Annotated in this window: 9 protein-coding genes; 2 read left to right on the top strand and 7 right to left on the bottom strand. The window is 33.8% G+C overall.

Going from position 1 to position 12,688, the window contains the following annotated elements; genetic code table 11:
* Positions 1-48: 48 nt before the first annotated feature.
* The 4 genes from rlmD to htpG form a co-directional block, all read right to left on the bottom strand.
* The gene (gene rlmD / locus A9CBEGH2_RS01390) at positions 49-1,410 is read right to left on the bottom strand and encodes a 23S rRNA (uracil(1939)-C(5))-methyltransferase RlmD (RefSeq protein WP_118361245.1); all 1,362 of its coding nucleotides are present in this window, start codon (positions 1,408-1,410) and stop codon (positions 49-51) included.
* 2 nt (positions 1,411-1,412) lie between these two features.
* On the bottom strand, positions 1,413-2,012 hold the full coding sequence (locus A9CBEGH2_RS01385; RefSeq protein WP_118361247.1) for an HAD family hydrolase: 600 nt from the start codon (positions 2,010-2,012) through the stop codon (positions 1,413-1,415).
* A gap of 48 nt (positions 2,013-2,060) precedes the next feature.
* Complete coding sequence (locus tag A9CBEGH2_RS01380) at positions 2,061-2,567, bottom strand: HAD domain-containing protein (RefSeq protein ID WP_118361249.1); 507 nt, start codon at positions 2,565-2,567, stop codon at positions 2,061-2,063.
* Positions 2,568-2,648: 81 nt separating this feature from the next.
* Positions 2,649-4,580 (bottom strand): molecular chaperone HtpG, encoded by a 1,932-nt coding sequence (gene htpG / locus A9CBEGH2_RS01375; RefSeq protein WP_115714471.1) that lies wholly within the window; start codon positions 4,578-4,580, stop codon positions 2,649-2,651.
* 212 nt (positions 4,581-4,792) lie between these two features.
* Between htpG and A9CBEGH2_RS01370 the strand changes: the two genes are divergently transcribed.
* Together A9CBEGH2_RS01370 and A9CBEGH2_RS01365 are read left to right on the top strand one after the other, a co-directional pair.
* Complete coding sequence (locus A9CBEGH2_RS01370) at positions 4,793-5,497, top strand: ABC transporter ATP-binding protein (RefSeq protein WP_118361251.1); 705 nt, start codon at positions 4,793-4,795, stop codon at positions 5,495-5,497.
* A complete protein-coding gene (locus A9CBEGH2_RS01365; protein ID WP_118361253.1) occupies positions 5,490-7,070 on the top strand; it encodes a hypothetical protein in 1,581 nt (526 codons plus the stop codon). The genes A9CBEGH2_RS01370 and A9CBEGH2_RS01365 overlap by 8 nt, the downstream gene beginning before the upstream one ends.
* Positions 7,071-7,111: 41 nt before the next feature.
* On the opposite strand, the gene A9CBEGH2_RS01360 is transcribed toward A9CBEGH2_RS01365, so the two are convergent.
* The 3 genes from A9CBEGH2_RS01360 to ppdK form a co-directional block, all read right to left on the bottom strand.
* Positions 7,112-8,140, bottom strand: a complete 1,029-nt coding sequence (locus tag A9CBEGH2_RS01360) for a DUF5700 domain-containing putative Zn-dependent protease (RefSeq protein WP_115714468.1) — start codon at positions 8,138-8,140, stop codon at positions 7,112-7,114.
* A gap of 186 nt (positions 8,141-8,326) precedes the next feature.
* Positions 8,327-9,901, bottom strand: a complete 1,575-nt coding sequence (locus tag A9CBEGH2_RS01355) for an IS1182 family transposase (protein ID WP_115715574.1) — start codon at positions 9,899-9,901, stop codon at positions 8,327-8,329.
* Between the two features lie 101 nt (positions 9,902-10,002).
* Positions 10,003-12,633 (bottom strand): pyruvate, phosphate dikinase, encoded by a 2,631-nt coding sequence (gene ppdK / locus A9CBEGH2_RS01350; RefSeq protein WP_163104156.1) that lies wholly within the window; start codon positions 12,631-12,633, stop codon positions 10,003-10,005.
* Positions 12,634-12,688 lie beyond the last annotated feature (55 nt).

The following is a 12,688-nucleotide window of genomic DNA, read 5'->3' as shown; positions in this document are numbered from 1 at the left end:
TAACCACCTAAAGACTTCTAGATAGTTTCCGCTGTCACTTCCACAATTTCAATTACGTATTTTGGTCAACAATACTACGCTCTCAACATGAAAAGTATGGGGAAATAAATCCACACCTAAAACCTCTTTCCCTTCATATCCCAGTTTTTTAAACAGCTTTAAATCTCGAATCTGCGTCTGTGGATTACAGGATATATACAAGATTTTTTTAGGTTTTACGCCTACAGCGCTTCGAATAAAACACTCATCACTTCCACTTCTAGGTGGGTCCATAATAACAACATCCAGCTTTTCCTTCTGCTGTGCCATTTTCTGCATAAAGCTACCTGCATCATCACAAATAAAACGGATATTCTTAACATGATTTCGATACGCATTATCTTTTGCATCCTTAATCGAATCTTTATTGATTTCTACCCCCATTACTTCTTTTACAAAACCAGCCGCATACATACCAATCGTACCAATCCCACAATACGCATCTAGAATTTTTTCATTCCCTTTTAACTGTAATTTTTCAATTGCCTTTTTATACAACACTTCTGTCTGTGCATGATTAATTTGATAAAAAGACTTCGCCGAAATACGGAAGGTCAATCCACATAATGTATCTTCGATATAACCTTTTCCATATAATACACGTTCCTCATTTCCCAGTACAATACTTGTTTTTCTAGTATTGATATTTTGAACAATAGTTGTGATTTGTGGATGTGCTTTTACTAAAGCATTTACAAAGTTACGTCTTGCAGGAAATTGTACGCTATTAACAACAAGAACTACCATAATTTGCTTACTTACTTCACCATAACGCAAAATAACATGACGCAATAAACCTCTTCTGCTATCTTCATCATAAGGTTCAATTCGCATCTGTTCCATCAATTTCACAATCGTTTGTACAATTTCATCACATTCTTTTGGGTGCAGCAAACAATTTTGATAAGGAATGATCGTATGCGAAAATTCTTCATAAAATCCAGCACGAATCTTTTTTCTTTTATCTCTTTGAAATCCAATGATCATCTTATTTCGATAATGATATGGATCTTCCATAGACAATAAACCCTCACATTTTAAAGATAGTTCTTTTGCCTGTTTACATAAATTTTGAAGATATTCCAGCTTATATGTATGCTGTGCCTGCTCTTTCATATGTAAAAGCTGACAACTTCCACATCGATCATAAATACCACAGTTTACTTTTCCTCTATTTTCTGATGGTTTTATGATTTCTAACAATTCTCCTGCATATCCTTTCTGCAGTTTTTTCACGACACGTACACGTACTACTTCATTTAAAATTACATGACGTACAAATATACGATCTTTTCCACTGTATAAAATCCCATTTCCAACTTCATCTAAGGATGCAATCTTTCCTTCTATAATCTGTTTGATTTTTACCATTCTTACTCCTCTTTCAATCGTTTTCTTATCCTGTCGCATGTAACATCTACATCTTCTATTATCATACCATGAAAGCCTAAAGCTTTCGCCGCATCAACATTCTCTTTTCGATCATCTAAAAATAAACTTTCACTTGCATTAATACCATATGCACTTAACAATTCTTCATAAATTTTTTTATCCGGTTTATTCCTCTTTATTCGATAAGAATACATTCCACCATTCACATCAAAAAAGTAAGGGTATTCCTTTTTTAAATACAGATAACTATCTTCACTTATATTTGATAAAAGAAATATTTTATACCCTTTTTCCTTCAGTTCTTCTATCAATTTTTTCATTGGCATAATAGGTTTCATAAACTCTTTCCAATGCGTAAGAATATATAAAATCGCATCCTTATCTTTAGGATAAGTATCTAATAAATTCTTCTCTACTTCTTCTTTTGTAAGAATTCCCTGATCATATAACGCCCACTCTTTACTACCAAATACATATGTACAAAGTGTTTCTGTCTTTTCTTTAAATACAGGATAAAAATACTCTACAGGATGAAAGCTAACCAGTACATTTCCTATATCAAAAATTACATTACGTATCATTCTCTACATCACCGCTTCCCATTATACTATAAAAATAAACATTACTTCCTATTTTTTACCTAGAATCTTTACTGCTTCTTCATAACAGTCCAATGTAAATACATCTGGACATACAACACAATGTTCAGGAAAGGTTTCCCTTAAATCTAGATCATCTATAACCACATATTTCTCTATTTCTTTATGGTGCTGCAAGTAATCTTCTATTTGTGTTTCTTTTAAAAAATCAGCTGTATCCTTCGTTAAACCAATTACATAAGAATCTAAATCATAAATCTTAAACAAGAGTTTCATATCCTCTAAACTACGTAAATACTTCCATGATGAAGAGATTACAATTTTTGCGTCTGTTTCTTCAACTAAACGTTTTACATAAGAAACTGCCTGCTTATTCCACCCTTCATATACAAGCTGTAATTCTAATGCATTTGCCTGTTTAAAGATACGATCTTTTCTGATAAGCTTCTTTTTAATTTTTTCAGGTTTCTTTGTAAGCAATTTTCTATCATGATAAGGATACAGCACACCATCAACATCTAAGAAAATGATTTTCATAAACAATCCCTTCTTTCAAACTTATTATAACAAATGAAAAAACCTTGTTCATAGATTTCTCTACAAACAAGGTCATATTTTTTATTTTGCTGCTTTTACCATGAAATCACAGATCTTTCTTGAAAATTCTACCGGATTTTCAATTGGGAAACCTTCAATCAGCAATGCCTGATTATATAGTAATTCCGCATATTCTTTAATTCCATCTTTATCATTTTCATAGACATTTTGTAAAGCTTCAAAAATTGGATGATTTGGATTGATTTCCAAAATACGAGTCGCTTTCATACCATAAGGATTTCCTTCTGGCATTGCGCTTAATACTTTCTCCATTTCAAAAGACATTCCTTCATCACTTGATAAACATACAGGATCATCTACCAGACGAGAACTGATTTTTACTTCTTTTACCTGTTCTCCTAAAGCCTCTTTCAAATCTTTTAACAGATCTTTATTTTCTTCTGCTTTCTTTTCTTTTTCTTTCTTTTCTTCTTCACTATCTAAATCTAAATCCCCTTGAGAAATATTTTTAAAGTTTTTCTCTTTATAGTTCATTAGTGTCTGTAATACAAATTCATCCACATTATCTGTTAAATATAAAATTTCATAACCTTTGTCTTTTACTTTTTTAACGATTGGAAGTTCATCCATCATCTCTACTTTATCTCCACTGACAAAGTAAATATCTTTTTGACCTTCTTCCATTCGATTTACATATTCATCAAGAGTAACCAGTTTTCTTTCTTTGCTGGAGTAGAACAACAATAAATCTTGAAGAAGTTCTTTATGGGCACCAAATTCATTATATACACCAAATTTGATTTGTACTCCAAAATTGTTCCAGAATTTTTCATATTCTTCACGATCGTTTTTCAACATCAACAACAATTCGGATTTAATTTTCTTTTCAATACGGTTTGCGATAACTTTTAGCTGACGATCATGCTGCAGCATTTCACGAGAAATATTTAAGGATAAATCTTGTGAATCTACAAGTCCTTTTACAAAACGGAAATGTTCAGGAAGAAGTTCTTCCGCATTATCCATAATGAAGACTCCACGACTATACAGCTGTAAACCTTTCTTATAATCCTGAGAATAATAATTAAATGGCGTTTTTGATGGAATATAGAGAAGTGTTGTAAAAGAAACAGCTCCTTCTACACTTGTGTGAATGACCTTTTGTGGATCTGTATAATCATTGAATTTATTCTTATAAAATTCATTATATTCTTCTTTTGTAATTTCAGATTTGCTGCGTTTCCATAATGGAACCATAGAATTCAAGGTCTTTAATTCTTTCACCGTTTCATATTTTGGTTCTTCATCTTCTTTTGCATCTTCATTTTCAATACGACGCTGTTCTTCCACCATCATCTGAATTGGATAGCGAATATAATCAGAATATTTGTGAACTAAACGTTCAATTTCATACTGCTGCAAATATTCATCATAGTTTTCTTCATCCCCGTTATCCTTTAGATATAAGGTAATTTCTGTACCACATGAATCCTTGCTTGTTTCTTCAATTGTATAACCATCAATGGCATCACTTGTCCAAATATATGCTGTTTCTTCTCCATACTTCTTAGAAACAACTTCAACTTTTTTCGCTACCATGAAAGCAGAATAGAATCCAACACCAAACTGTCCAATGATATCATCTGCTTCTTCTTTCTTTTCCTTTTCTTCTAATTCTTTTTTAAATGCTAAAGAACCACTTTTCGCAATCGTACCAAGATTTTCTTCCAGTTCTTCTTTATTCATACCAAGACCATTATCACGAATTGTTAGTGTTCTTGCATCTTTATTCACTTCTAAATATACTTTGAAATCCTCGCGATTTACATCACTTAAATTTTCACTAAGAGCTTTGTAATACAACTTATCGATTGCATCACTTGCATTGGAAATTAATTCTCTTAAAAAGATTTCTTTATGTGTATAAATAGAATTAATCATCAAATCTAATAATCTTTTTGATTCTGCTTTAAATTGTTTTTTACTAGCCATCATCCTACCTCCTGTTAGCACTCTATATCTAAGTCTGCTAACAGTATAGTACAATCTTTTAGCACTGTCAACAGCTAAGTGCCAATTTTTTAAAAACTTGGAAACAAACGTATAAACATATCACAACCTTTATAAAGTTTTCATATATATCAAAAACAAAATATGCTATGATAAAAACAACATTAAAATACTTGCAAAGGAGGAAATTTATAATGGAACTTATCATCAATCATCTACAGAAAAGTTTTGAAAACAAAGAAGTCTTAAAAGATATAAGCTATACCTTTTCCAAAGGAAAAATCTATGGACTTTTGGGAAGAAATGGAGCAGGTAAAACTACTTTATTTAACTGTTTAAATCAAGATATTACAATTGACAAAGGAACCTTTACTCTGATGGAAGAGGAAGAGCATCCACTGCAGATGGAAGATATTGGATATGTGTTATCAACACCTGCCGTACCTGAATTTTTAACCGCCAGAGAATTTCTTAAATTTTTTATTGAAATCAATGAACATCAAATAGAAAATTTAAAAACGATTGATGAATACTTTGATTATATGAATATAGAAGCGGAAGACCGCGATCGTTTATTAAAAGATTTTTCACATGGAATGAAAAACAAAATGCAGATGCTAATCAACATCATCGCAAAACCAAAAGTTTTATTATTAGATGAACCTTTAACCAGTTTAGATGTTGTTGTCGCAGAAGAAATGAAAAACATTTTAAAGGAACTAAAAAAAGACCACATTCTGATCTTATCTACACATATTATGGAGCTGGCATTAGATTTATGTGATGAAATCGTTATTTTAAACCATGGAGTCTTACAGGAAATAAAACAGGATGCCTTGGAAGAAGATGCGTTTAAAGAAAAGATTTTAGAAGCATTAAGGGAAGAAGAACATGTTTAAGATATTTTATATTTCTTTTCGTTTAAAGATTTCTTATCGTGTAAATACCATACTTTACTCTTTAAAGCAGCTTCCATTTATCAAAAAACTGCTTCCTGCATCTTTATATGCCAGTAAAACATTAAAGCGATTTGCTTTGCTTCTTGCGATACTCATGGAAATCATATCCATCCCTTTATTTAAAGGACTGTATCTGTTTGTTATGATTTTATTACCCATTTTGTTAACAAACACACCAGCAAATCTTATTCCACAGGCTTTTCTGCATATTCTATTATTTTTAACAATCGCAGGAAGCCTCTCTAACAACACGATATTTTCTCCAAGTAAAGACAAATACTATGCCATTATTCAAATGCGTATGAATGCTAGAAATTTTACCCTTGTCAATTATGTATACGAAATGGCAAAGATATTTGCTGGTATGGCTCTTTGTCTAATTCCTCTTTGTATTATTTTTCATTTGCCTTATATTTTCATCATCTGGATTCCTGTTATGATTATCGCATGGAAAACTGTCTTTGGTGCATGGTCCTTGCGACAATATGAAACCAAACATATCCTGCGCAATGAAAGCAATCCTGTAAAATATGTATGGTTTACAATTGCAGCTACTTATTTACTCGCCTATGCAGGTATCTTTATAAAACAATATCTTCCTTTATTCCTTAGTTATCTATTAGGAACTTTTATGATGATTCTTGGTATTTTTGCCTATGCATATATGCGAAAATTTCCTTTGTATCGCGCTATGTATCAGCAGCTTCTTTCACAAAGCACTTCTGCAATCAATGTTTCTATGCAAAATATTACAAATGATACGTATCGAAAAAACATCAGCAATGATACGGGTATTACCAGTGATAAAAAAGGATATGCCTACTTCCATGATTTATTTATCAAACGTCATCAAAAACTATTATGGTACAGCGCAAAGAAAACAGCTGTCATTACGTTTGTGATTTTTGTTATCGCATGTGCTGCATTGATCACAATACCGCAAGCAAAAGAACCAATCAATCATTTACTTCTGGTATTTCTTCCCTATTTTGTTTTCATTATTTATTCCTGTCATTCAGGCAAATCTGTTGTACAGGCAATGTTTCGAAACTGTGATCACAGTATGTTGACATATTCTTTTTATCGAAGACCCGATGTTATTTTATCCCTGTTTCGCTTACGTTTATTTGATGTCATTCGTATTAATCTGCTGCCTGCTTCTATCATTGCGATTGGATTACCAATCTTACTTTATATAAGTGGAGGAACTTCCAATCCATTGACATACCTCATTATTTTCATTTGTATCATCGCAACCAGTACATTTTTCTCTATTCATTTTTTAACTTGTTACTACCTGCTTCAGCCATATAATGAAGCTACAGAAACCAAAAGCAGTTTATACAGTATCGTTATGTCATTAACATATCTAATCTGTTTCGGCTTTATATATTTAAAAATGGATACATTTATTTTTGGAACAATCATGATAATCTTCTGTATTTTATATACAATTGTTTCCATGACTCTTGTTTATCGAATGGCTTATAAAACATTTAAACTTAGAAGATAATAGAAAAAATGCTGTGTCAAAAAAACATAGCATTTTAATTTTCACCTAATAGCATATTCTTCCTTATGTATAAAATTTAAAGCATTGTTAAAATAAGCAATACATTCTTCTGGATGATTCACCACATAGTAAAGTGTTTCCATACCATACACATCATAAATAGTTCCCCATATTTCATTACCAAATGTATAATAACGTGATTGTTTTAATTTAGGTATCTCCAAATACTCTTGCCCTTCAATAAAGCAATTCAGCCAATAAGAACTAATTCGCTTATTTACTTCTTGTAAAGTATTTATTTTTCCATGTCTTATTTTATATATATCGCTTTTAAATTCTCTCCATGTATTATCAAATTCTTTATTAAGATATTGAATAGAAAATTCATCTAAACCAACATTCTCTTTCCTATCTAAGAATCGTTTTTTAGAAAGGAAACCCTGCACATTATTCGTAAATTTTATCGCAAGTCCTTCACTGGCAAACGATTGTACAAAATAACCCTCTAGATGTTTGTCTTCTTTTCTTATATTTTTCTTAAATACAAGATGATGGAGCTCATGTGCCAGTAAATATGAAAAATGAGGATATTCTTTATTTTTTATAAGCTGTAAAATATCAAAATGAATACAGTTTCTATATGGATAACCAAAAGACTGTCCAATTCCGCAGGTGAAAAGAAGCTTACTATCAACAAGAGAAAATGAACTTGGAAAGCTTTGTTTAACTAACAAGATTGCTTTATCTATATCCTCTTTTGAAAGTTTATCAAAGAAAGATTGAATTTGTTTTTCATAATTGTCTATATGCATAAATATGTCTAACCAAAAAGAATGGTGATTACGCAAATCAAAATTTTCTATTTCCTCTTCTTGTAAAGTTTCAAAATTCATAAAATAAATTATAAATGCCGATTCTGAAACTCTTTGACCATATCGTCTAAATTCAAAACGATAGTCAGGATGTCTCAATACATTTTCAATATCTCTCATTTTTAAATTTCCATCTTTTTTCTTTCTTAATAATTGTAAGATACAGGAAATTGATGAATAGCTTATACATATTTTCATTTTCTATCACCTTCTTCCTACATTGACAAAAGGGGCTGTGACGAGTAAGAGAAATTATAGTTTCTCCGAAAATCACAGCTTTTTTTAATAATTCTTCCTGCTTTTGGGTATTTTAAAAACAACTATCCTTAAAATAGCTATTTTCTACCTTTGCTTTTCAATCTTCCCCCTGCTCATTGTGGAAAACTAATTCATATTTTTCACCTTTTTTCGATTATGGTACTTTCTTAGGTTATATCCTATACATACCAGAATCAATTCTACTTTTACTCCGCTTTCCCCTCGTCGATGAAGTCGCACATATTCAAAGTCCTGCTTGATATCCGCAAATGCCCCCTCTGCCTGTGCGCTGCGTTTCCTCATCAACATCTTTCCTTCTTCGCTCTTTAGATATTCATCTATTTCTGTATGCATCTTCTCTAATGCCGGTACGATCCTTGCACTTCTTCCATTTTTTGAAGTCGTGCATTTATTTCTTTGTGCACACCCACAACAGTTTTTATTTCTATAATACACTGTCATTTTTGGATACTGTCCCTGGAGATTTACTCCGATTCGCTCTTTTTCAAACACATGTCCTGCAGGACAAACTGGTGTTCCATCCTCCATGCGTTCCATATGCCGCAGCTGATAACGGTTCTTGTCAGTTACTTTTTCTTTCTTCTTTTCATATCCGCTATATTTCAATATGCCTTTGATCCCCTTGCTTTTACAGTAGCTGTAGTTTTCATAGCTCCCATATCCTGCATCCGTTACTTCCATCTTTGGATACTGCCCATACAGTTCTTTGTATCCTTCTGTAAATGGCTGCAGGGTTCTCATGTCGTTGGCATCACTGCTGATATACTGATAAGCGATGTACCCATTGTTTACTCCTATCTGTACATTATATCCAGGCTTGAACACATTCGTATGATTATAATAATCATATTTCATATGCATGAATGTGGCATCCGGATCCGTCTTGGAGAAACTGTTTCTTTCTCCAAGTATATCTTCCTGTATGGCATACTGCCACATCTTGACTGCACTTTTCTTCAGTTCATCGCACAATTTTGCGATCTCGTGTTTTCCTCTGCCTTTTCGGATATGTTCTTTTTCCTTCAGCCAGTTTTCAAGTGCTTCATCTATTTTTATCATATATTCGATATTTGGATATTTCAGAATCGAATAATGTATATCGATTTCATGTTTCTTAAAGTATCGGTTTACCTGTCTCAACAGTTCCATGCATTTCTGCCAGTGTCTTGGAAGATAACGCTTGCTCCAGCCTCTCCAGCAGAAAGTCATCTTATTGGCATTGGCCTCAAATTTCGTCCCGTCAATATAAAGAATCTGTTCTTCCAATGCCTTTTCATCTTGTACATACAGATAGATTTCTTTCGCAATGGTTTCTATCGATTCTTTCAGTGTGTTATTGATGAAGCGTTCAAAGCTCTTGTAGCTGGGAATGAAGCCGTTTGTGATACTGCGATAACGGACATCATAGCGGCAAAGTTTTTCCAGCTTGCGTAAAGAAGCGTAGCCGTCTTCAGCGAAGGCCATAAGAATGACGGTCAGCATCATGACAGGATCATAAGAACGAGAATCAAGATGATGGAAATCTATGAACTTACTCAGATCAATCCTCCTCAAGACTTCCAGGATCGTGATACTCAAATCATCCTTAAGGACATCGTTTTGAAAAGAAAATTCAAAATCCAGTAGCATATATGGCTGATATGCTGTATAATTTGGTTGGTTAATTTGAGTAATTGTCATACATAAATTATACCAAAAAAATACACCTTTTTCCTTATAGGATTGGGTGTATTTTTTTACCTTAGAGCTTTGATTTATCTGTCACAGCCCCTTTAAACTTTCTATTTTCCATATTTAATAGATGCCTGTGCAGCCGCAAGTCTTGCAATCGGTACACGATATGGACTGCAAGATACATACGTTAATCCCATGCGATGACAGAATTCAATACTGCTTGGATCTCCACCATGCTCTCCACAAATTCCAAGTTTGATATCTGGGCGCGTTTGTCTGCCTCCAGATACTGCCATCTCAATTAGTTTTCCAACACCTTTTTGATCAACTCTGGCAAATGGATCTTGTTCAAAGATTTTCTTTTCATAATAATCTGCCAAAAAACCACCTGCATCATCACGAGAGAAACCAAAGGTCATCTGAGTTAAATCATTTGTACCAAAGCTAAAGAATTCCGCTTCTTCCGCAATTTCATCTGCCAACAAAGCAGCACGTGGAATTTCGATCATCGTTCCCACATGGTATTTCATTTCCACATGTTCTCTTTCTAATATTTCATCAGCTGTGCGTACAACAACATCCTTTACATATTTTAATTCATTCTTATCACCAACAAGAGGAATCATAATTTCCGGTTCAATCTTCCAATCCGGATGTCTTCGATTTACATTAATCGCTGCTTCGATGACTGCAGTTGTCTGCATTTCCGCAATTTCTGGATAAGAAATAGCCAAACGACATCCACGATGTCCCATCATAGGATTAAATTCATGAAGGCTCATAATTACACTGCGTAAGCTTTCTAAATCAATTTTCATATCTTTCGCAAGCTGTGCAATGTCATAAGAACTTGTTGGCAAGAATTCATGTAAAGGTGGATCTAAATAACGAATCGTTACCGGCATACCTTGCATTGCCTCATAAATGCCTTCAAAATCTCCTCTTTGCATAGGAAGAAGTTTTGCTAGTGCCTTTCTTCTTTGTATTTCTGTTTTTGATACAATCATTTCACGTACGGCTTTAATACGATCTCCTTCAAAGAACATATGTTCTGTACGAACAAGCCCAATACCCTCAGCACCAAATTTTACTGCCTGTGCTGCATCTTTTGGTGTATCTGCATTTGTACGTACTTTTAATCTTCGTGTTTCATCTGCCCATGTCATAAAACGTTCAAAATCACCAGAAATTTCTGCAGGAACCGTTTTAATTGGTTCTCCATATACATTACCGCTAGAGCCATCCAGTGAAATATAATCCCCTTTATGATATTGTTTTCCACCAACTTCAAAATATTCCTCTTCTTCATTGATGTGAATATCTCCACATCCAGATACACAGCATGCACCCATTCCACGCGCAACTACAGCTGCATGAGAAGTCATTCCTCCACGTACGGTCAAAATTCCTTCGGATACATGCATACCTTCAATATCTTCTGGAGAAGTTTCCAAACGTACCAATACTACCTTATGTCCTAAGGCTGCTTCCGCAATTGCCTGTTCTGCAGTAAATACAATCTGTCCACAAGCTGCACCAGGAGATGCCGGTAATGCATTTGCGATTGGTTTTGCACCTTTTAATGCTTCTGCATCAAACTGTGGATGAAGCAAAGCATCTAGCTGTTTCGGTTCTACCATCATCAACGCTTCTTCTTTTGTGACCATACCTTCATCTACCATATCGCAGGCAATCTTTAATGCTGCCGCTGCTGTACGTTTTCCATTTCTTGTCTGCAGCATATACAATTTTCCTTTTTCAATCGTAAATTCCATATCCTGCATATTTTTATAATGTGCTTCCAAAGCTTTACTAATTTCACTAAATTTCTGATATGCCTGTGGAGATACTTCTTTTAGCTGATCAATGGTTTGCGGTGTACGAATACCAGCGACTACATCTTCTCCCTGTGCATTCATCAAAAATTCTCCATACAGCTTATTTTCTCCTGTACTTGGATTTCGTGTAAAGGCAACCCCTGTTCCACAATCATTTCCCATATTTCCAAATACCATCATCTGTACATTTACTGCTGTTCCCCAGCTGGATGGAATATCATTCATCTTTCGATAGAAAATAGCACGCTGATTGTTCCATGAACGGAATACTGCTTCTACAGCACGATATAACTGTTCTTTAGGATCGGATGGGAATTCTTCTTCCAAAGATTCTTCATAAAACTTTTTAAATCGTTTTACCATGAGTTTCATATCATCCGCATCAAGCTGTGTATCTTCTTTCACTCCTTTTGCTGCTTTCATTTCATCAATGATTTCTTCGAATTTTGCTTTGTTTAACCCCATAACAACATCCGCAAACATTTGAATAAAGCGTCGATAAGAATCATAAGCAAAACGTGGATTATCTGTAAGCTTTGCGATTCCTTCCACTACTTCATCATTCATACCTAAATTTAAAATGGTATCCATCATTCCAGGCATAGACGCACGTGCTCCAGATCTTACAGATACCAACAAAGGATTTCTAGGGTCACCAAACTGTTTCCCAGCCAGTTCCTCCAATTTCATTAAATAATCAAAAATTTCTTTACGGATAGATTCATTAATTGTTTCCTTATCCGCATAATACTGGTTACATGCTTCGGTAGTAACCGTAAAGCCATAAGGCACAGGCATTCCTAAATTCATCATTTCAGCCAAATTTGCCCCTTTACCCCCAAGCAATTCACGCATATTTTCATTTCCTTCTGAAAACAAATAGACATATTTCTTCGTCATTTGAATACCTCCTTGTGAATTATGTAATCGTTTACATTTGCTATGAACACATTAT

Source organism: Amedibacterium intestinale (genome assembly GCF_010537335.1).
Lineage (GTDB): Bacteria > Bacillota_I > Bacilli_A > Erysipelotrichales > Erysipelotrichaceae > Amedibacterium > Amedibacterium intestinale.
This window is presented reverse-complemented; position numbering and strand designations above follow the sequence as displayed.